The 21440-nt window shown below is 68.3% G+C and carries 20 protein-coding genes; 16 read left to right on the top strand and 4 right to left on the bottom strand.

All coding sequences use genetic code 11. The features are described 5' to 3' along the window. Positions 1–99: 99 nt before the first annotated feature. Positions 100–462, bottom strand: a complete 363-nt coding sequence (locus tag C8E99_RS05035) for a hypothetical protein (RefSeq protein WP_147301173.1) — start codon at positions 460–462, stop codon at positions 100–102. Between the two features lie 487 nt (positions 463–949). Beyond that, complete coding sequence (locus C8E99_RS05030; RefSeq protein WP_115931367.1) at positions 950–1648, bottom strand: hypothetical protein; 699 nt, start codon at positions 1646–1648, stop codon at positions 950–952. Positions 1649–2064: 416 nt separating this feature from the next. Between C8E99_RS05030 and cmtR the strand changes: the two genes are divergently transcribed. Next, entirely contained in the window at positions 2065–2421 is a 357-nt protein-coding gene (cmtR, locus tag C8E99_RS05025) for a Cd(II)/Pb(II)-sensing metalloregulatory transcriptional regulator CmtR (RefSeq protein WP_115930691.1), read from the top strand. Beyond that, positions 2418–3098, top strand: coding sequence for a cation efflux transmembrane domain-containing protein (locus tag C8E99_RS05020; RefSeq protein ID WP_115930690.1), 681 nt, complete (start codon positions 2418–2420; stop codon positions 3096–3098). Before cmtR ends, C8E99_RS05020 begins: the two co-directional genes overlap by 4 nt. A 169-nt stretch (positions 3099–3267) precedes the next feature. Here C8E99_RS05020 and C8E99_RS05015 read toward each other — a convergent pair whose 3' ends face one another. After that, entirely contained in the window at positions 3268–4572 is a 1305-nt protein-coding gene (locus tag C8E99_RS05015) for an APC family permease (protein WP_115931366.1), read from the bottom strand. A gap of 108 nt (positions 4573–4680) precedes the next feature. Between C8E99_RS05015 and aspS the strand changes: the two genes are divergently transcribed. Together aspS and C8E99_RS05005 are read left to right on the top strand one after the other, a co-directional pair. Then, positions 4681–6531, top strand: a complete 1851-nt coding sequence (gene aspS / locus C8E99_RS05010) for an aspartate--tRNA ligase (protein ID WP_115931365.1) — start codon at positions 4681–4683, stop codon at positions 6529–6531. A gap of 1 nt (position 6532) precedes the next feature. Then, positions 6533–6745: a hypothetical protein gene (locus C8E99_RS05005; protein ID WP_115931364.1), complete on the top strand. Its 213-nt coding sequence runs from the start codon at positions 6533–6535 to the stop codon at positions 6743–6745. 53 nt (positions 6746–6798) lie between these two features. On the opposite strand, the gene dtd is transcribed toward C8E99_RS05005, so the two are convergent. Next, positions 6799–7251: a D-aminoacyl-tRNA deacylase gene (gene dtd / locus C8E99_RS05000; RefSeq protein ID WP_115931363.1), complete on the bottom strand. Its 453-nt coding sequence runs from the start codon at positions 7249–7251 to the stop codon at positions 6799–6801. Between the two features lie 71 nt (positions 7252–7322). On the opposite strand from dtd, the gene C8E99_RS04995 reads away from it, so the two are divergent. The 12 genes from C8E99_RS04995 to aroB all read left to right on the top strand — a co-directional run bounded on the left by C8E99_RS04995 (position 7323) and on the right by aroB (position 21394). After that, positions 7323–8894, top strand: coding sequence for a replication-associated recombination protein A (locus C8E99_RS04995; RefSeq protein WP_245952094.1), 1572 nt, complete (start codon positions 7323–7325; stop codon positions 8892–8894). Between the two features lie 132 nt (positions 8895–9026). Continuing rightward, a complete protein-coding gene (locus tag C8E99_RS04990; protein ID WP_115931362.1) occupies positions 9027–10427 on the top strand; it encodes an IS1380 family transposase in 1401 nt (466 codons plus the stop codon). A gap of 244 nt (positions 10428–10671) precedes the next feature. Continuing rightward, positions 10672–11184: a general stress protein gene (locus C8E99_RS04985; RefSeq protein WP_115931361.1), complete on the top strand. Its 513-nt coding sequence runs from the start codon at positions 10672–10674 to the stop codon at positions 11182–11184. Positions 11185–11524: 340 nt separating this feature from the next. Then, a complete protein-coding gene (gene rpsD, locus C8E99_RS04980) occupies positions 11525–12151 on the top strand; it encodes a 30S ribosomal protein S4 (RefSeq protein WP_115931360.1) in 627 nt (208 codons plus the stop codon). A gap of 201 nt (positions 12152–12352) precedes the next feature. After that, a complete protein-coding gene (locus C8E99_RS04975) occupies positions 12353–12757 on the top strand; it encodes a hypothetical protein (protein ID WP_147301171.1) in 405 nt (134 codons plus the stop codon). Between the two features lie 7 nt (positions 12758–12764). Beyond that, on the top strand, positions 12765–15524 hold the full coding sequence (gene alaS / locus C8E99_RS04970; protein WP_115931358.1) for an alanine--tRNA ligase: 2760 nt from the start codon (positions 12765–12767) through the stop codon (positions 15522–15524). Further along, positions 15521–16060, top strand: coding sequence for a Holliday junction resolvase RuvX (ruvX, locus tag C8E99_RS04965; RefSeq protein WP_115931357.1), 540 nt, complete (start codon positions 15521–15523; stop codon positions 16058–16060). The genes alaS and ruvX overlap by 4 nt, the downstream gene beginning before the upstream one ends. Next, the gene (mltG, locus tag C8E99_RS04960; RefSeq protein WP_170144528.1) at positions 16041–17462 is read left to right on the top strand and encodes an endolytic transglycosylase MltG; all 1422 of its coding nucleotides are present in this window, start codon (positions 16041–16043) and stop codon (positions 17460–17462) included. The genes ruvX and mltG overlap by 20 nt, the downstream gene beginning before the upstream one ends. Next, on the top strand, positions 17455–18390 hold the full coding sequence (locus tag C8E99_RS04955; RefSeq protein ID WP_245952093.1) for a shikimate dehydrogenase family protein: 936 nt from the start codon (positions 17455–17457) through the stop codon (positions 18388–18390). The genes mltG and C8E99_RS04955 overlap by 8 nt, the downstream gene beginning before the upstream one ends. A gap of 51 nt (positions 18391–18441) precedes the next feature. Beyond that, positions 18442–19686 (top strand): chorismate synthase, encoded by a 1245-nt coding sequence (aroC, locus tag C8E99_RS04950; protein ID WP_115931354.1) that lies wholly within the window; start codon positions 18442–18444, stop codon positions 19684–19686. Further along, positions 19683–20264 (top strand): shikimate kinase, encoded by a 582-nt coding sequence (locus C8E99_RS04945; protein ID WP_211308985.1) that lies wholly within the window; start codon positions 19683–19685, stop codon positions 20262–20264. The genes aroC and C8E99_RS04945 overlap by 4 nt, the downstream gene beginning before the upstream one ends. Further along, complete coding sequence (gene aroB / locus C8E99_RS04940; protein WP_115931352.1) at positions 20261–21394, top strand: 3-dehydroquinate synthase; 1134 nt, start codon at positions 20261–20263, stop codon at positions 21392–21394. The genes C8E99_RS04945 and aroB overlap by 4 nt, the downstream gene beginning before the upstream one ends. Positions 21395–21440 lie beyond the last annotated feature (46 nt).

The raw sequence follows: 21440 nt of genomic DNA, 5'->3' as shown, positions 1-21440 counted from the left end.
GAGGATCCCCATCTGACATTGGCTCACCGAAGTCTTGATGTCGCTTATTGCAGACAGCTGCTGGATATGCGCGGCTTGGCCGCGGGAGGCCGGGACTGATTAGCCTTCGGTTAAGTCGGCGCCCAGCTCGGCAGCGAGCCTGTCCAAGTCCTTAGACGCCGCCTGGTGCTCCGGCGCACCGGTACCGCCCTCGCCGGCCTCGGTAACGTCGGCGACGAACCACTCCGCCGTGCCCGCCACGGGTACGGGTGCGACGGCTGAATTCAGCAGCTCGCGGGCGCCCTGGATCAGAGATTGGTCCTCGGACCACGCCATGACGATGGTCTCGCCACACCGACGCCCCACGAGTTGTTCACCGCCACCGACCATGAAAAAGTGGTCCTCCCCGGAGAAGCCATCTGAGGGACCCGGGCAGTCGAAACGCTCATCGACCGCCTCGAACAGTTCATCCAGACTGCCCACGGGAGCAGCCACCGCGGACGATTGCGTCGATTCGGGGTTGGTCGACGTCGTATTACTCGGGGTGGCGGCCGGAGACGGGGTCTCAGTCGCCCTTTGTCCCGCCTCGCTGCCACATCCCGTCAGGACGATTCCAGCCATCAACACCACCACTGCGCCACTGGCCGGAAACGACCGCACCTTCACCGACATTCGGAACCCCTCTGCTCGCCGTCAGGTTCCTTCACCCTACTGGGGCACGATTTCAGCCGGAACCGGCCGCTACAAGACTGTTGATTCGCAAGGGTCTGCAGTTCTGGGACTCTCAGCCAAGCCGTCGTCCGGTCAACGAAGCACCGAACCTGACCCTGCCCCGTCAATGGATCCTAAACCGGACACGTTCTACTGGCAGCGCGTCAGCGAGTTAGTGTCGCCGCGAGCAAATGCCCAGTCTCGTACTATGCGGCCATCGGCACGGATTTCCATGAGCTGGGGTCGAGTGGCAGAGACACTATTCTTCCCGCACCGGTGGCTCCCAATCTTTGCCGTCCGGATGGAGTATCGACCACTGGTTGGTCAGCGTATTGTAAATTTCGGTTGTAATGGTGATCGCCGAGGGGGGTAAGGGCGACGCGACCACCAATCCGTCAGACGGGATAAAGGTTTCAACTGACCCCCCAAAGCTGAGGGTGTCCGCATCCGGACCCATCGACAGACCAAGACTTCCCTCTCTAGCCAGTGCCCTCATTCGCCGCTGCAACTTGTCTACGTGCGCCCCACCCTCCTTATTGGCGAGTGCGAGAACAATCTCCTTTCGGCTGAACTTGTCCCCCGTTACGTCTTTCATTACAGGCTCCGCCCACCAGGTTTCGAAGTCGACCAAGCTGCCAACCTTCTGAATGAAATCGGCAGCCAGCGGTACGAAAGCTCCCAGTTCCGTGTTGAAAAAGGCAAGGTTGAATGTTGCGATCAGGTTTGCCGGGTCGACCGACCCCGAAGAAATCCAAAGCAACTTATCCTTGACGTCCATCTGCCCGAGCAGGCTTCGACTGGACGCCGTGTCGTGGACAAGGACGCGAATGGTCGTAGACAAACGTTTTGCCTCAGCAATACTGCCTGCCTTGTAGAGCCGAGTGCTTGCTACCAGGAAGGACATCTGGTCTTCCAGTTGGTCGAACAGCTCCAACTTCTCTTGTTCACTCAAAGTCAAAACTCGCACCAATCCGTATAGGACATCAGGAGATCGTCGGCCCTTATGCATTCAATTTCGTCATTCGCTTTCTCTCTTACACTAAAGCCAATGGCCGACATGCCATGCTAAGTCGAAGTAAGCAAGAGGATGCCCCGGCCTCACTTGCACTGCGTAACGCGCACCGAAGGTTTGAATTGCAGGGACAAGGCGGGATATCACCGAGCTACCCGACCGTCCCCGCTTAGGAGTGTCCGATAGAGAATCGTTAAATGGGAGTCCCGGCACCGCTGCAATTCACGCTCCAACCCTTGCCGTGTGAATCGCAGAGAAAATTGGCGGCTTTCTATTGAAGGTGAATGGGTACAAGGTGCGATGTGAGTTGACCGTGCTGCAGGTGCAGACCATTGTTCAGTCGTGGCTGTATAGTTCAGTCCATGCTGACTATTGCTTCTCGTCTTGACGTGATGAACCGATTGGGCCGGGCGATGGCCGACCCGAACCGGTCGAGGATCCTGCTGATGTTGTTGGACGGACCCGCCTACCCCGCGGAGATGGGCCGGGAGCTGGAACTCTCGCCGTCCAATGTCTCGAACCACCTGGCGTGCCTGCGCGATTGCGGGATCGTGGTGGCCGAGCCGCAGGGCCGCCGGACCCGGTATGAGATCGCCGACCCGCACCTGGGCAGAGCGCTGGCGGCGTTGGTGGAAACGACCCTGGCGGTGGACGCCGGAGCCCCGTGCATTGATTCGGGCTGCACGGTGACTGGTTGCTGCGGCGGGGGTGCCCGATGAGCGTCCCGGTCGTGACCGCCGAGCGGCGGGCCACACTGCACCGCCGGGTGAAGTTCATTGTCGGGTTCACCATCACCTACAACGTCATCGAGGCCATCGTGGCCGTCACCGCCGGGACCATGGCTTCGTCCGGCGCACTGATCGGCTTTGGGCTCGACTCGGTGGTGGAGGTCCTCTCGGCCACGGCGGTGGCTTGGCAGTTCACCCGCAAGGACCCCGAACGCTGGGAGCGGGTGACGGTCAAGGTGATCGCGATCGCGTTCTTCGCCCTGGCCGCCTATGTCACAGTCGACTCGATCTCCGCGTTGGCTGGGGCCCAGCAGGTGGACGAGAGCCCGCTGGGCATCGGGATTGCCGCGCTGAGCTTGATCGTGATGCCGGCGCTGGCCTGGTTTGAGTTCCGCACCGGCCGGGAGCTGGACTCCAAGAGCGTGATGGCCGATGCTAAGCAGCTGCTGCTGTGTATCTACCTCTCCGGCACGGTCCTGCTGGGTCTGTTGCTGAACTGGTTGTTCGGCTGGGACTGGGCTGACCCGGTCGCCGCCCTGGTCGTCGCCTTCCTCGCGGTCCGCGAGGGCATGGAGGCCTGGGGCGGGGAGGTCGAATCCCCTTTCGAGACCCTCGGCCACCTGGACCAAGACGACGAGGACGAGGAACGACCACAGGAAGTCTCCTAGGCACCGTTAGAGGAACCCCCACCGGGCAGCCCACCGCTGACCTGCCCGAACGAGAGCTCGCTTCGAACCGTGTCCCGCAAGACCCGTCCGGGGAGATATCCGGTACAGGGGCGCTTACTGACACGCTCGAGAGCGCAACGGCAGTACCAAGTCACCCACCTCACCCACCTCACCCGGCTCGCCGGGACCGAACACGGAGCACCACCAGGCGGCCGAGCAGTCCCACGGCGAACACCGCGAGCATGATGACCACGGACAGCGCCGGAAGGGTGAAGGCCAACACCAGACAGAGCACGGCACCGGTGAGGTTCAGCCAGCGGGGTGAACGCACCACGCGCTCGGTCAGGGTGAAGGCCGCCAGATTGGAGACGGCGTAGTACACCAGCACGCCGAAGGAGGAGAAGCCCACCACGGTCAGCACATCCGCCGTTAGCAGCAGGACGATCACCACCGCGGCGGCCGCGAGCTGGGCAGCCCACGGGACCGAGGTGCGGGTGGAGACCCGGGCCAGGGGCCGCGGCAGGTCACCCTCGCGGGCCATGGCCAGCCCCGTGCGGGAGATCCCTGCCACGAGGTTGAGCAGAGAACCCAGGCTGGCCAGCGCCGCCCCGCCCACGGCGAGCCAGAGCCAGTCCGGGCCGAAGAGTAGGCCCACGGCGTCCCGGACGGGTGCTTCCGAGCCCGCCAGTCCGTCCTCGCCGAGGACGCGGGTCAGGCTCCAAGCCAGCATTCCGTAGAGCACCAGCGTGAACCCCAGGGCACCCATCACCGCGCGGGGGATCGTCCGGCGGGGATCGCGGACCTCCTCACCCATCGTCGCGATCCGGGCGTATCCTGCGAAGGCGAAGAACAGCAGCCCCGCCCCCTGCAGCACACCCAGGAACGAAGGATTCACCGGTGCAGCCGAACCGGCCGGGGGAGCGGCGGAGCCGGCGTCGGGCCCGTAGGCCAGGCCCGCCACGATGACCAGGGCGAGGATCAGCAGCACCGGAACCAGGATGGCCACCGTGGCCTGCACTGTCCGGGTGATCCCGAGCAGGTTCACACCGGTCAAGAGCACGACGGCGGCGATCGCCACCCAGCGTGCGGTCCAGTCCGTCTCCGGCGCCACATAGAGACCGACGGTGTAGGCCATGGCGGCGATGGACGCGGACTTTCCGGTGACGAAACCCCAGCCGGCCAGGAAGCCGGCCCACTCACCGAGCTGCCGGCGGCCGAAGGTATAGGCGCCGCCGGAGGTCGGGTGCACGGCTGCTAATTGGGCCGTGGAGATGGCATTGAGCCAGGCCGTCACCCCGGCCACCAGCAGGGCGGCCATCAACAGCCCGCCGGCCTGCGCAGCGGCCAGCCCGAGCGCGGTGAACACTCCGGCTCCGACCATGGAACCGACACCGATGATCACGGATCCGGGCAGCCCCAGGCGTCGTTCGAGGGAGCCACCTGTGGACACTGGTCGTGACGGTCGAAGAGGCATGCGCTCCACCCACTAGAATCATCCGGGAACCGGTCTGCCCTGATGGGCTGAACCAGTGATACCACCCCCACAGAACATCCCGGTGAACCGGGACCGGAAGGACCTGAAGTGCTGCGCACCCACCAGCTGGGCGAACTCAACGCCTCGCTCATCGGACAGACCGTCACCGTGACCGGATGGGTGGCACGCCGCCGTGACCACGGTGGGGTGGCCTTCGTGGACCTGCGCGATGCCTCCGGCTTCGCCCAGGTGGTGGTGCGGGACGAGAAGGACTTCGATCCGCTGCGCAACGAGTTCGTACTGCAGGTCACCGGCACGGTGGAACGCCGCCCCGAGGGTAACGAGAACCCGGCTCTGCCCTCCGGCGAGATCGAGCTCATCGCGGACACCGTGACCGTGCTTAACGCCGCCGCTCCGCTGCCGTTCCAGATCGACGAGCACGTGGAGGTCGGTGAGGAGGCCCGGCTGCGCCACCGCTACCTGGACCTGCGCCGCCCGGAGCCGGCCCGCATCATGCGCCTGCGCTCCGAGGTCAACCGCACCGCCCGCAACCTGCTGCACGAGGAGGGGTTCATCGAGGTCGAGACCCCGACCCTGACCCGCTCCACCCCCGAGGGCGCCCGCGACTTCGTGGTCCCGGCCCGACTCTCGCCCGGCTCCTGGTACGCCCTGCCCCAGTCCCCGCAGCTGTTCAAGCAGCTGTTGCAGGTCGGCGGCATCGAGAAGTACTTCCAGATCGCACGCTGCTACCGGGACGAGGACTTCCGCGCCGACCGCCAGCCGGAGTTCACGCAGCTGGACATCGAGGCCTCCTTCGTGGAGCAGGACGACGTGATCGCCCTCGGCGAGAAAATTGTGAAATCGGTCTGGTCGCTGGTCGGAGTGGATGTGCCGACCCCGATCCGCCGCATGACCTACTGCGAGGCGATGGAGAAGTACGGCTCGGACAAGCCGGACCTGCGCTTCGGCCTCGAGCTGACGGACCTCACCGAGTACTTCGCGGACACCCCGTTCCGCGTGTTCAAAGCACCCTACGTGGGTGCCGTGGTCATGCCCGGCGGCGCCTCCCAGCCGCGCCGCACCCTGGACGCCTGGCAGGAATGGGCCAAGCAGCGCGGGGCTCGCGGCCTGGCCTACGTGCTCATCCAGGAGGACGGATCGCTGACCGGCCCGGTCTCCAAGAACATCTCCGAGGAGGAGAAGGCCGGCCTGGCCGCCGCCACCGGCGCCAACCCGGGTGACTGCATCTTCTTCGCCGCCGGCGAGACTAGCCCCTCCCGCGCCATCCTCGGCGCCGCGCGCGTGGAGATCGGCCACCGCGTCGGCCTGATCAAGGACGCCGGCCCGGACGTGACCGCTGCCGAGGCCGACTGGGCGTTCGTGTGGGTTGTGGACGCCCCCATGTTCGAGCCCGCCTCGGAGGCCGTGGCCTCCGGTGACGTCGCAGTGGGCTCCGGTGCCTGGACCGCGGTGCACCACGCCTTCACCTCGCCGAAGCCCGAGTTCATGGACACCTTTGACACGGATCCGGCCAGCGCTCTCTCCTACGCCTATGACATCGTGGTCAACGGCAACGAGGTGGGCGGCGGCTCCATCCGTATCCACCAGGGCGAGGTCCAGGAGCGGGTGTTCAAGCTCATGGGCCTGGACGAGGAGTCCGCGCAGTCCAAGTTCGGCTTCCTCCTGGAGGGCTTCAAGTACGGCGCCCCGCCGCATGGCGGCATCGCGTTCGGCTGGGACCGCATCGTCGCCCTGCTGGCCGGCACCGAGTCCATCCGGGATGTCATCGCGTTCCCGAAGACCGGCAACGGCTATGACCCCCTGACCGCCGCCCCGGCGCCCATCACGGACCAGCAGCGCAAGGAGGCCGGTGTGGATGCCACGCCGGAACCGAAGGAGGCCGCCCCGGAGCAGGGGACGAAGGCCGCCCAGGACTCGCCCGATACCACGGGGGCCTGACATGGCGCCCGAGGGTGAGCAGGATCAGCGCCGGGACAGTGTTCCGCCGACGGCGGTGCGGCTGCTGCCGGTCCTGATCGTCACCTTCGCGCTGAACGTGCTGATCGACCAGTCCACGGAATGGCCGATGCTGCTGCGCTGGGGCATCGCCCTGGCCGGCGGCATCGCGGCGCAGTTCGTCGTGGTGCGCCTCTGGTCTTCGCGCCAGCGGTGATGTCTACCCGGTGACGGTCACCCAGTGACGTCCACGCGGTGACCGCCGGCGGGTCAACCCCGCCGCGGTCCCGCCAGGTCCTCGCTGTCCACCCACACGGTGAAGGGGCCCGAGTTGACCAGGGCCACGTCCATGACGGCCCCGAAGACCCCGCGCTCCACCGGCACGCCCAGCGCCTCCAAAGCGGTGATGAACCGCTCGTACAGCGGCTCGGCCTGATCGCCCTTCGCGGACCGCGTCCACGAGGGCCGGCGTCCTTTCCGTACATCCCCGTACAGGGTGAACTGGCTGACCACGAGGGCGGCGGCACCGGCCCCGACGAGGGAGTCCTCGCCGTCGAGGATGCGCAGGTGCGCCACCTTCTCGGCCAATTGCACGGCCTCCGCCTCGGTGTCCTGGACCGAGACCCCCAGCAGCACCACGAGCCCGGGGGAGTCCAGGCGCCCCGTCACCCGGCCCTCGACGGTCACGGTCGCGGACGTTGCCCTCTGCAGCACAGCTCTCATGGCTCCATTCTCCCCGCGTTCTCCCCGCCCCGGGCGCCCAGCCCGTCCGGGGCGGCGGCTAGGCTGGGCCGGTGAGTGATTTGTTCAGTGTGCTCGGTGGCGGGGATCATGACGGTGACGGCGAATCGGACACCCCGGACGACGACGGCGCCTCCTCGGGCGGCCGGGACCGCCCCAGTGCCCCTTTGGCCGTGCGCATGCGTCCGCGCACCGTCGACGAGGTCGTCGGCCAGCAGCACCTGCTCCACGTCGGCTCGCCGCTGCGCAAGCTGGCGGAAGGGGCGGCCGGCGGCCGAGCCGGCCGTGGTGCCGGGCCGTCTTCGCTCATCCTCTACGGACCACCCGGCACGGGCAAGACCACCCTGGCGACCGTGATCGCCCGCGGGCCGGGCCGCAAGTTCGTGGAGCTGTCCGCCATCAACGCCGGCGTCAAGGACGTGCGGGCGGTCATGGACCAGGCGCTGAATGATCGGGACCTCTACGGCCGGACCACGGTGCTGTTCCTGGACGAGATCCACCGGTTCAACAAGGCCCAGCAGGATGCACTGCTGCCCGGGGTGGAGAACCGGTGGGTGGTCCTGGTGGCCGCGACCACCGAGAACCCGTCCTTCTCCGTGGTGGCGCCGCTGCTGTCCCGGTCCATCATGCTCACGCTCAAGCCGCTCACGGACGCGGACATCGGCGGCGTCCTGGACCGTGCGGTCGCTGACGAGCGGGGACTCAACGGCACGGTTGTGCTGGAGGACGAGGCCCGCGAGTACTTGGTGCGCATGGCCCAGGGCGATGCCCGCCGGGGGCTGACCACCCTGGAGGCCAGCGCCGGCGTGGCCCTGGACCGGTGGGAGGCCGCCGGCTTCGATGACTCAGAGGAGTCCGAGGAATCAGACGAGCCCGATGAGGCCGGGCAGCCTCACCGCCCCGCACTGCCCTCGATCAGCCTCCAGGACGCCGCACAGGCCATGGACCGGGCGGTGCTGCGCTATGACAAGGCCGGGGACCAGCACTATGACGTCATCAGCGCGTTCATCAAGTCGATCCGCGGTTCGGACGTGGACGCCTCCTTGCATTACCTGGCGCGGATGCTGGAGGCGGGGGAGGACCCGAGGTTCATCTCCCGGCGCCTGATCATCTCGGCCTCCGAGGACATCGGGATGGCTGATCCGACCGCGCTGCAGACCGCCGTCGCGGCAGCCCAGGCCGTGCAGCTCATCGGCATGCCGGAAGGGCGGCTGGTCCTGGCCGAGGCCACGGTCCACCTGGCCACCGCCCCCAAGTCCAACGCCTCCTACGCCGCCATCAACGAGGCCGTGGCAGACGTCCGTGCCGGCCTGTCCGGGGAGGTGCCACCCCACCTGCGGGACGCCCACTACCCAGGTGCGGCCGGCCTGGGCCACGGCAAGGGGTACGTCTACTCTCATGACGCCCCGCATTCGGTGGCGCGGCAGCAGTACCTGCCGGATTCGTTGCGCGGGAAGGACTACTACCGTCCCAAACAGAACGGCGTCGAGCGGAATCTGGCGGACCGGGTGCAGCAACTGCGGTCGATCATCCGGGGCACTCCACCACCGGCACCACCGGCCCCACCGGCACAACTGGCGCAACCTGCGCAACCGGCATCCGACCAGAGCGATTCCAGCACGTAGGCCTCTAAGCCTTGATCCACCGATGAGCATGCTTGGTACTGGTACGTAATTAAGAACGAAATGCCCGTCTGACCGGGAAGAATGGCACTTGTCTAAGGTTCCGTTCCACCGCGATGAGAGGGCATCTCGCAGATGCAAGTTTCCCACACCCGTTCCGCACTGTCAGCTTCCTTCGACGAGCCGAACCTCATCGGCTCCGCCGGACTGGTGCCGATGATGGAGCTGGCCGCCGAGGCCGGCCTGCACCAGCTGGCCAAGGGGCGATTGACGGTGCCGACCGACAAGGGCGCCAACGCCGGGGCCAAGATCGCGGCCCTGGTGGCCGGCATGTGCGCCGGAGCCGACTCGATCGACGACATGGCCATCCTGCGCCACGGGGCGATGAAACGACTCTTCAACGCCTGCTACGCGCCCTCGACCCTGGGTTCGTTCCTGCGTGCGTTCACCTTCGGGCACGTCCGCCAGCTCGACGCGGTCGCCTCCCGACTGTTGGCCAACCTCTCCGTCAGTGCATCGGTGCTGGGAAGCCCCGGCACCGGACAGTTCGTTTATGTGGATGTGGACGACACGATCATCGAGGTCCACGGCTATCAGAAGCAGGGCTCCGGATACGGATACTCGGGCGTGCGTGGACTCAACGCCTTGCTGGCCACGGCGAGCACCGAGACTGCGGCCCCGGTGATCTTGGGTCAGCGTCTGCGTCGCGGAGCGGTGGGCTCCCCACGCGGGGCCTGCCGGTTGATCGCCGACGCGCTGGCCACGCTCAAGCGACTGCCTCCGGACTCTGGCGCCCGGATGTTGGTCCGTGCCGACTCAGCTTTCTACGGGCACGCCACCGTGGCCACCGCGTTGAAAGCCGGTGCCGACGTCTCGGTCACCGTGCGGATGAATCCGGCGGTCAAGGCCGCCATCGCCACCATCGCCGACGACGCCTGGACCGGCATCGAATACCCCGAGGCGATCTACGACGAGACCACCGGCACCTGGACCTCCAAAGCCGAGGTCGCCGAGGTGTCCTTCACCGCGTTCACCTCGAGGAAGAAAGCCGAACGCATCCCCGGACGCCTGGTGGTGCGCCGCATCCCAGAACTGAACCCCAGGCAGGACGACGGGCAGCCGACGTTGTTCGACACCCACCGGTTCCACGCCTTCTTCACCACCGTGGATCCGGAAGTGTTGGACACGGTGGCCGCGGACCAGACTCACCGGGGGCATGCGGTCATCGAGCAGGTCAACGCGGATCTGAAGGACAGCGCCCTGGCCCACCTGCCCTCCGGCCACTTCGGGGCCAACAGCGCCTGGCTGGTCTGCACGGTGATGGCCTACAACCTCACCCGCACCGCCGGGCTCCTCGCCGCCGGCACCTTCACCAAAGCCCGCACCGGCACCATCCGGGCCAGACTCGTGAACATCCCGGCCCGCATCGCCTCCAGCGCCCGCAAAATTCGAATCAGACTGCCCGAGGCCTGGCCCTGGCAACAGGGACTCGAACGGATCTTCACCGCCATCCACCCGCCACCACAATCGGCATAGCCAACCGACCGAACGCCGCGCCCCGGCACGACCGAAGGACCAACAGTGGAACACCACCGGCAGCGAGGCCGGTTACTTCCTCACGCCCGAAATCGATTCACCCGGTGCTTCCGGAATCACACTCCGGCCTGAACCCGTGTCGGTGGATCGAGGCTAAGCTGGGAGTGTCCGTACCCGCTATGACCGCGGTTCGGCCTCGGGCCACGTGAAGGGCCCACCGGCCGCGGAGATCGGAGCATCTGCCATGTCCACTCCCGCGAACAACCCGGCCAGCCGTCTCGTGCCGAACACCGCCCAGGTCGACTACCGGATCCTCAAGTCGGTGGCCGCCTACGAGCAGGCCCAAGAGCTGGTGGACCGCCTCTCCGATGGCGGCTTCCCCGTGGAGAAGACCAGGATCGTCGGCACGGGCCTCCGGTCGGTCGAGCAGGTCACCGGCCGGATGACTACCGGCAAGGCCGCTGGGCAGGGAGCCCTCGGCGGCCTGTGGTTCGGCCTGATGATCGGCATCCTGTTCCTGATCCTGGCGCCCGGCAACTTCTTCCTGATCCTTCTTCTGGCGCTGGGCTTCGGTGCTGTGTGGGGTGCGATCTTCGGAGCGCTCGGCCATGCGGCCACCCGGGGCCGCCGCGACTTCTCCTCCGTCCAGGTCATGGAGGCCGAGTCCTACGATGTGCTCGTGGAGGCGTCCCACATCAACCAGGCCGCACAGGTGGCCAACGGGCAGCCCATGCCGGAGCAAGACACCGAGGCCTAGCCCGGGGCTCCAGGGCTCCCGTACGCCCGGGCTCCCGCACGACCCGACTCTCGGATCCGGCGGTCCGGGGCGCGGTACAGAACTGGTAGACTCTTCTGCTGTCTGGCAAGCGCCGCCAGTTCTTCCTGCCCCGTTCCGGCCTGTGCCGGTGGTGTGGGGAGGCCCCGTCCGGGTCCTGCGGCGCTGTAGCAATGACGGGCAGCGGCATGCCCCTCAGCTCTCCCGAAGGACGCACGGGAGGCCAGGTTCCGGTCCACCCTTGTCACACCGTGGGAGCCCCCGCCTCGTGTCAGGACCGGAGACAAACCAGAACCGTGCCGCCTGACAAGAAAGGTCCCTCGTGGCTTCCAACCTCCGTACCCGCCGCACCGTGCGCCACTCGCGCGCACTCGGCATTGCCCTGACTCCCAAGGCCGAGAAGTACATGGAGCGCCGTCCGTACGGTCCCGGCCAGCATGGCCGTGCCCGTCGCAAGGCCGACTCCGACTACTCGGTGCGCCTGAAGGAAAAGCAGCGTCTGCGCGCCCAGTACAACATCCGCGAGGCGCAGATGCGCCGCTACTTCGAAGAGGCCAAGCGCACCTCGGGCCTGACCGGTGAGAACCTGGTCGAGCTGCTCGAGATGCGTCTTGACGCCCTCGTGCTGCGCGCCGGCTTCGCCCGCACCATCCAGCAGGCCCGCCAGATGGTCGTGCACCGCCACATCGTGGTGGACGGCGCCCGCGTGGACCGCCCGTCCTTCCGCGTGAAGGAGGGCCAGCTGATCCACGTGCACGAGCGCTCGGAGAAGATGGTCCCCTTCCAGATCTCCGCCACCGGCGCCCACCAGGACGTCCTGCCGGCCGTCCCGGGCTACCTGGACGTCGAGATCGACAAGCTGCAGGCCAAGCTGACCCGCCGCCCGAAGCGCTCCGAGGTCCCCGTGACCTGCGAAGAGCAGCTCGTGGTCGAGTACTACGCACGCTGATCCCTTCCGGATCTGCTGCGGCGGAAACTGCCTGAGAACCCGGCGTCCCCTCGAGGGGACGCCGGGTTTCGGCTTTAAGGACGAACAGCGAGGCCTCGCCCCGCACCCGGGGACGTCAGGGCCGGCGTCGGGCGCTGAAGTTCCACGCTGGGGCCGCGGCCCCGGTAGGGTGGACCAGGCACTGAAGCGAAAGGAAATCCCGTGATCAAGCGCGTAATGCTGGTGGGAGTGGGGGCAGCCGTCGGCTGGCTCGGGCACACCGTCTTCAGCAAGGGGCGTGACGCCGCCGCCCTGCGGGCCGAGGAGACGATCCGCCACACGCTGAACCCGGAGAACATCGGGCGCAATGCCGGGCAGGCCGCGGCCACCGCCCTGGCCGCCAGCGCCCGCTCCTTCGCCTATCAGCTGCGCGAGGAGGTCCCTGCCTGGAAGACGATGTCATCCTCCCTGGCCGACCCCGCGCCGCAGCAGAAGCAGTCCCGGACCACGGCCGATGCAGCCGCCACGGATGTCCCGGATGCCGCGCACACCACCATCACGGGTACCGCCACGGAAGGCCCCGCGGACAGGTCCACACCCCGACCCACCGACCGAAAGCAGTCGTAGAGCAGTCATGAAGTCCCAGGACATCGCCAGCCGCTGGCTGGATTTCTTCGCCAAGAAGGACCACTCCGTCGTCCCCTCGGCATCGTTGGTCTCCCCGGACCCGTCGTTGCTGTTCACGATCGCCGGCATGGTCCCCTTCATCCCGTACTTCCTGGGCCAGGAGACCCCGCCGTACCAGCGGGCCACCACCGTGCAGAAGTGCATCCGCACCGCGGACATCGAAGAGGTCGGCAAGACGGTCCGCCACGGCACCTTCTTCCAGATGTGCGGCAACTTCTCCTTCGGCGACTACTTCAAGGAGAAGGCCATCCCCTACGCCTGGGAGCTGCTGACCACAGGTCAGGACCAGGGTGGCTTCGGCCTGGACCCCGAGCGACTGTGGGTCACGGTGTACGAGGAGGATGACGAGGCCGAGCGCATCTGGCGCGAGGAGGTCGGCTTCCCGGCCGAACGCATCCAGCGCCTGGGCAAGGAGGACAACTACTGGCACACCGGCCAGCCCGGCCCCGGTGGCCCGGACTCGGAGATCTTCTATGACCGGGGACCGGAGTACGGCCGCGAGGGCGGCCCGTCCGCGGACGAGAACCGCTACATGGAGATCTGGAACCTGGTCTTCATGCAGTACCAGCTCTCCGAGGTCAACTCGCAGACCGACTTCACCGTGGCCGGCGAGCTGGACCACAAGAACATCGACACCGGACTGGGCCTCGAACGTCTCGCCATGATCCTGCAGGGCGTGGAGAACATGTACGAGACGGACCAGGTCCGCCCCGTGCTGGACCGCGCCGCCGCCCTGGCCGGCAAGGAGTATTCCTCCACCGAGGACGCCACGGATCCGCGCTACACGGACGACGTGCGCCTGCGGATGATCGCCGACCACATCCGCTCCGCGTTGATGCTCATCACCGACGGCGTGGTGCCCGGCAACGAGGGCGGCGGCTACGTGCTGCGCCGCCTGATCCGCCGCGCCGTGCGGGCCATGCGCCTGATGGGCGTGACCGATCCGGTGCTGCCGGAGCTGCTGCCGGTCTCGCGGGACGCCATGAAGGGCACCTACCCGGAGGTCGAGCGGGACTTCGACCGCATCGCCCGGATCGCCTACAACGAGGAGAAGGCGTTCCTGCGGACCATCGCCGCCGGCACGGCCCGGATGGACTCGGCCGTCACGGCCGCGAAGTCCGCCGCCCGCGCCGCCGGAGGGGAAGACACCACGACGGCCGGCATCTCCGGTGCCGACGCGTTCGAACTGCATGACACCTACGGATTCCCGATCGACCTCACCCTCGAGATGGCCGAGGAGGCCGGGGTGGCCGTGGACGAGGCCGGTTTCCGCGAGCTCATGACCGAGCAGCGCAACCGTGCCCGCCAGGACGCCAAGTCCAAGAAGTCCGGTCACGTTGACTCCTCGGCCTACCGCCAGCTGCAGGCCGAGGGGGACACCGTCTTCACCGGCTACACCGAGCACACCACCGAGGCCCGCATCCGCGGCCTGCTGAGCGGCGGCCAGCGGGTCAGCTCGGCCTCTGCCGGCCAGGAACTCGAACTGGTGCTGGACGCCACGCCCTTCTACGCCGAGGCAGGGGGCCAGGCCGCTGACACCGGTCTCATCACCGGCGACGGATTCGTCCTGGAGGTCCTCGACGTCCAGTCACCGGTCCGGGGCCTGAGCGTGCACCGGGTCAAGGTCACCGAGGGTGAAGTGCCCGCCGGGGCCACCGCCGTCGGCGCCATCGACCTGCAGCGGCGCCTGGACGCCCAGAAGGCCCACACCGGCACGCACCTGGTGCACGCCGCCCTCCACCAGATCCTCGGCCCGGAGGCCACGCAGTCCGGCTCCTTCAACAAGGAGGGCTACCTGCGGTTCGACTTCCGCTGGGGCGAGGCCATGAGTGAGATGGCCCGGTCCGAGGTCGAGGAGGTCTCCAACCTGGCCATCCGGGACAACCACACCGTGCTCACGCGCGAGATGGGCCTGGACGAGGCGCGTGCGCTCGGAGCAATGAGTCTGTTCGGCGAGAAGTACGGAGACCGCGTGCGCGTGGTCGAGGTCAACGGCGCCTGGTCCCGCGAGCTGTGTGGTGGCACCCACGTGGGCGCCACGGCGGAGATCGGCTCCCTGGCCCTGCTCGGGGAGCAGTCAGTGGGGTCGGGCAACCGCCGCGTCGAGGCCCTCGTCGGACTGGACGCCTTCCGCCACCTGGCCACCGAGCGCACGCTCGTCAACGAGCTCACCGGCCTCCTCAAGGTCCCGGCGGACCAGGTCAAGGACCGGGTCGCCGGCACCCTGGCCCGGCTCAAGGAGGTCGAGAAGGAACTCGCCGTGCTGCGCTCGGCCCAGCTGCAGGCCGAGGCCGGCCGCCTCGTCGAGAACGCCGTGGCGGTGTCCGGCACCGGCGCCACCGTCACGGTCCTGGCGCACGACGCCGGCCCGGTCGGCTCGGGCGACGAGCTGCGGACCCTCGTGCTGGACCTGCGCTCCCGGTTGGAGAACCAGTCCGGCAACGCCGCGGGCACCCCCGTGGTGGTGGCCATGGCGGGCACCGTCAAGGGTCGTCCGCTCGTGGTGGTCGGCACCAATCAGGCCGCCCGCGAGTCCGGCCTGAAGGCCGGCGCCCTCGTCAAGACCGCCTGCGGCGTGCTCGGCGGAGGCGGCGGTGGCAAGGACGACGTGGCCCAGGGTGGCGGCCAGGACGCCGCCAAGATTGATGACGCCCTGCTTGCCGTGCGGACGGCGATCGAGTCGATGGTCGGGGCCGCAGGCGCGTGAGTGGTGCACTGCAACGCGGGGTCCGCCTCGGGGTCGACGTCGGCAAGGCCCGCGTCGGCCTCGCCGCCTCTGACCCGGACGGGATCCTCGCCACCCCGGTGAAGACGCTCCGGCGGGACCTCAAGAAGGGTTTCGACCGGCGGCTGATCGTCCGGGAGGCCCTGGAGCGGGCGGCCGTGGTGGTCTACGTCGGGTATCCGGTGAACATGCAGGGCCGCTCCACGGAATCCACGGAGGATGCCCACCGCTATGCCCAGGACCTGGCAGCGGAGCTGCTCGCGGCCGGAAGCCCGGCACGAGTGCAGCTCGTGGATGAACGCCTCAGCACCGTCACGGCCCACCGGCAACTGCATGAGGCCGGCCGGGGGAGCCGGACCCACCGCGAGGTCGTGGACCAGGTGGCGGCCGTGCAGATCCTCGAGCAGGCGTTGAATATGCAACAATCACTCCAGCGGGATGCAGGACGCCCCGTGCTAGTTCCTGCGCCAGAAGGACCAGAGGGAGAGGACGGAACACGTGGCCGATCTGACTCCTGACGATCCGACTCCTGACGACCCCCGGGACCCTCAGTCCCCGCTGACCCGGCGCGAACTGCGCCGCCGCGAGGAGGAGCACCGGTCGGAGCACGAGGCCAGCCTGGGCGAAGACCGCCGCGAATACCCCGGACAGCCCGATGATGGCAACGAGGGTCACGACGGCGGAGACGGTCAGGGCCAGGACCGCGGCGCGGCGGATGACGACGCCGTTGTCGTGGGTACCGACAGTTCAGGCACCCCTGTCATCGTCCGCCCGGCCGGCCGCAAGGGATACCAGACCGTCATCGTCAACCGGGACCGCTCCCTGGATGCCGAGAAGCAGGCGAAGAAGGCGGCGCGCCGGAAGCGGCGCCGCCGCCGCAACATCGCTCTGACCGCGGCCTTCGCCGCATTCGTGGTGCTGGTGGCGGGCCTGTCCTTCGCGCTGAAGGCCATCCTGCCGGATCCGGTGGCCGAGGACTACCCGGGCCCTGGCGGTGCGGAGGTGGTGTTCTCCGTCAACGAGGGTGAGGGCGCCATCGCCATCGGGAACCGCCTCGTGGAGGAGGACATCGTGGCCAGCAGCGCCGCCTTCATCGAGGCCGTCAACCAGTCGCGATCGGAGAACACGATCCAGCCGGGCGACTATCCACTGCAGAAGCAGATGAAGGCCGCGGACGCCGCGGCCATCCTCCAACGCGACGGTGAGGGCCAGGTCCACTACGTCGCGGTGAACCGCGGCATGCGCTTGGGCGAGGCCATGAACGCCGTCAGCGAGTCCACGGGCATCTCCGTCCAGGACCTGGAGGCGGCCGCGGCGGACCCCACTGACTTCGGGCTTCCCGCCGAGGCCCCCAGCCTGGAGGGCTACCTGGCTCCGGGGGAGTACCGCTTCCCGGTGGACGCCGAACCGGCCGAGATCTTCGCCATGATGATCGAGCCGACCATGGCCGAGCTCGAGGAACAGGGGATCACGGACGAGTCCGAGCAGTTCCGCACCGTCACGATCGCCTCCATCCTGGAGGCCGAGGCGCTGACGGACGACTACCCGATCGTCGCCGGCATCATCGAGAACCGCCTCAATCCATCCAACGAGGAGACCGGCGGCTACCTGCAGATCGATGCCACGGTGATCTACGGACTCGGCCAGCGCCAGTTGCAGTTCTCCGAGGAGGACAAGCGGGATGCCTCCAATGAGTACAACACCTATGCCCACCGCGGTCTGCCCCCCGGGCCCATCGGTGCCCCGTCCACCCAGGCCCTCGACGCGGCGGCCCATCCGGAGGACAGCGACTACTACTACTGGGTGACCACCAACATCGAGACCGGCGAGACGAAGTTCGCAGAGGACTATGCGCAGCACCGCATCTATCAGCAGGAATACCGCGACTACTGCGCCGACAATGCGGAGATCTGTGGTTAGGCCGTCCGCCGGAGTCCTCGGTCACCCCATCTCGCACTCGAAGTCACCGGCCCTGCACCGGGCCGCCTACCGCGCCCTGGGCCTGGACGTCGCCTACGACGCCCATGACGTGACACCGGAGGCGCTGCCCGCCTTCATGGGCGGCCTGGACCGGAGCTCGGGGACGGGCTTCGACTGGCTCGGGTTCTCGGTCACCATGCCGCTGAAGTCCGCGATGATGCCTCTCGTGGACCGCTACTCGCCGCGGGCCGAACGGCTCGGGTTCCTCAATACCGTCGTCTGGGACGGGGACGGGGTCTCCACGGCCTACAACACGGACGTGGAGGGCATCGTCGAGTCGCTCGTGTTCGCCGGCTACCAGCGTGAGGTGACCGGTGGGCGGATGGGCATCCTCGGCGGTGGCGGGACCGCCGCGGCGGCCATCGCCGCAGCGGAGAAGCTGGGCCTGGCCGGCGTCGACCTGTTCGTCCGCACCCCGGCCAAGGCCGCCGAGCACGCCGACCTCGCGCGCGGCTTCGGCCTGACCCCCCGCATCCGTCTCCTGGAGGACTTCCCGACGGCGGCCGGCGGCTTCCGCGCCGTCGTCGCCACGCTGCCCCCGCGCGCCGCGGACCCCACCGCCGCGGCCCTGGCCGGTGCGTTGTCCGGAGCCCAGAACGGGGCGCAGAAGGGGGAAACAGTGGGGAGTGCAGAACCTGCACCGTTGCCCCCCTTGCTGGACGCCGCCTACGACCCGTGGCCGTCCGCGCTGGCACTGTCCTGGCAGCAACAGGGCGGCCAGGTGGTCAGCGGCCTGGAGATGCTGCTGTACCAGGCCGTCGAGCAGGTCCGCCTGTTCACGGAGCGCATCCGCCCTGACGGAACGGAGCCCGACTGGCCCGCCGTCATCGCCTCGATGGCAGCCGCCATCGACCTTACGGAGCGCTGAACTCGGTCACACGGTCCGGAAACCCGTGCGGACCATGAGAGAATCGAATCCATGGTGCGCTGGTTGACAGCGGGCGAATCACATGGGCCCGCACTCGTTGGAATCATTGAAGGGATGCCCGCGGGCATCCCCCTGACCACCTCTATGGTGCAGGACGCCCTGGCGCGCCGGCGCCTGGGCTATGGCCGTGGTGCCCGCATGAAGTTCGAGCAGGACCAGGTCACGCTCGTCGGCGGGGTCCGTCACGGTTCCACCCTGGGCTCCCCGGTCGCCATCGAGATCGCCAACACCGAATGGCCCAAGTGGGAGAAGGTCATGTCGGCCGATCCCGTGGACGCGGACGAACTGAACGGCCTGGCCCGCAACGCCGCCCTCACCCGCCCCCGTCCCGGCCATGCCGACCTGGCCGGCATGCAGAAGTACGGCTTCGATGAGGCCCGCCCCCTCCTGGAGCGCGCCTCCGCCCGTGAGACCGCGGCGCGCGTGGCCCTGGGCACCGTGGCCTCCTCCTTCCTGTCGGAGCTGGGCATCCGCACCGTCTCCCACACCACAGCGGTCGGCACGGTGTCCGTGCCGGAGGGCGCCGAGCTGCCCGCGCCGGACGACGTGACCGCGCTGGACGCGGATCCGCTGCGGTGCTTCGACCAGTCCACCTCAGACGCCATGGTCGCCGAGGTCGATGCCGCCCACAAGGAGGGCGAGACCCTCGGTGGTGTCGTCGAGGTCCTGGCCTACGGCGTGCCCGTGGGACTGGGCAGCCATGTCCACTGGGACCGCCGTCTGGATTCACTGCTTTCCGGTGCCCTCATGGGCATTCAGGCCATCAAGGGCGTGGAGGTCGGTGACGGCTTCATCACGGCCGCCCGCCGTGGCACCGCCGCCCACGACGAGATCGTCAGGGGCCCAGACGGGTACCCGATCCGCACCTCCAACCGGGCCGGTGGCATCGAGGGCGGCATGAGCACCGGGGGAGTGGTCCGTGTGCGCGCCGGCATGAAACCGATCGCCACTGTCCCCAAGGCTCTGCGCACCGTGGATACGGCCACCGGCCAGGACACGAAGGCCCACCACCAGCGCTCGGACGTGTGCGCCGTGCCTGCGGCAGGCGTCGTGGCCGAGGCCATGGTCTGCCTCGTCCTCGCCCAGGCCGTCCTGCAGAAATTCGGGGGAGACTCCGTGGCGGAGACGAAGCGGAACCTGGACTCCTTCGTGGCCTCGCTCGAACCGCTGCCGCTCTCTGAGGCGGACGCGGCGGCCGAGCTGGCCGAGGCGCCCATGGGTGACCCGCTGCAGTGAGTTCCGCAACCGGCAGCGGCCCCGGTTGGTCACCTGGCCGGCGGATCGTGCTCGTGGGGCCCATGGGGTCCGGCAAGTCGACCGTCGGACTCGTCCTGGGCCGCCGGCTGGGCCTGCAGCGCCTGGACGCCGACGACCTCTTCGTGACCCAGCACGGCGCCATCTCGGACTACTTCTCCCGCAACGGTGAACCGGCCTTCCGCCAGGCGGAGGAGGAGGTCATCGGAGAGGTCCTTTCCCGCGCCGAACCGTGCGTGCTGTCCCTGGGCGGGGGAGCGGTGCTCAGCGCCCAGACCCGCGACCGACTGCGATACGGATCCCATGTCGTCTACCTCACGGTGGCGGAGGATGCGGCCCTGACCCGGCTCAACGGCGGCCTCGGACGGCCGGTCCTCGCGGGGGATCCCGGCCGCACCTGGCGCCGCATCCTCGCCGAACGCCACGCCTTGTACCGTGAGGTATCGCAGTGGACGGTGGACACCACCGGCCGCTCCACCGAAGACCTGGCCACCCACATCATCCGCCTCGTCCGTCAGGCCGAGACCACCACCCCGACCACAGGAGCTGTCCATCCATGACTGAGCCGAACACCCCGTCCGCCGAAACCGTCCCGGACGATGCCACCGTCATCCCCGTGGCCGGCGGATCGGGGTCATCGGGCACCGGTGGCTACGACGTCGTGGTCGGCAAGGGCCTGCTGGGACGCCTGCCGGACATGCTCGGGCCCTCAGTCCGCCGCGTCCTGGTCATCCACCCCCGGGCATTGCGCGCCACCGGTGACGTGGTCAAGGCCGATCTGGAGACCGCCGGCTTCCAGGCCCTCACCGCGGAGATCCCGGACGCCGAGGAGGGCAAGCACATCCAGGTGGCCGCGTTCTGCTGGCAGGTCCTGGGCCAGAACGACTTCACCCGCTCGGACGCCGTGGTGTCCGTGGGCGGCGGCTCCGTCTCCGACGTCGCCGGCTTCGTGGCGGCCACCTGGCTCCGCGGGGTCCGCGTGGTGCACTTCCCCACCACCCTCCTGGGCATGGTGGACGCCGCTGTGGGCGGCAAGGCCGGCATCAACACCGCCGAGGGCAAGAATCTGGTGGGCGCGTTCCACCCGCCCGCCGGCGTGCTCGCTGACCTGGACACGCTGCTGACCCTGCCCCCGAACGAGCTGGTGTCCGGTCTCGCGGAGGTCGTCAAGTGTGGCTTCATCGCGGACCCGGAGATCCTCAACATCATCGAGTCCTCCCCGGAACAGGCCCAGAACCCGCACTCGACCCAGCTGCGCGAACTGATCGAGCGCTCGATCGCCGTCAAGGCGCAGGTGGTGTCCAGTGACCTGCGGGAGGCCGGCGCACGCGAGATGCTGAACTACGGCCACACCCTGGGGCACGCCATCGAACTGGCCGAGCGTTATCAGTGGCGCCACGGCGCCGCCGTGTCCGTCGGCCTGGTGTTCGCGGCGGAACTGGCGCGTTCCGTCGGACGCCTCGACGATGCCACCGCCGATCGTCACCGCACGATCCTCGAGTCGCTCGGCCTGCCGACGTCGTACTCCTCCGGCCGCTGGGAGACGCTGCTGGACGGCATCCGCCGGGACAAGAAGAACCGCGGTGACCAGCTGCGGTTCGTGCTCCTGGACGGCCTGGGCAAGCCGACCACCTATGACGTCCCGGATGCCTCGCTGCTGTTCGCGACCTACCAGGAGATAGCGGAATAACCGCGGAGTGAACCCGGGAATGATCCGGGGTACCGGCCCCATCACC

This window comes from Citricoccus muralis, from assembly GCF_003386075.1.
Taxonomy (GTDB): Bacteria; Actinomycetota; Actinomycetes; order Actinomycetales; family Micrococcaceae; genus Citricoccus; species Citricoccus muralis.
This window is presented reverse-complemented; position numbering and strand designations above follow the sequence as displayed.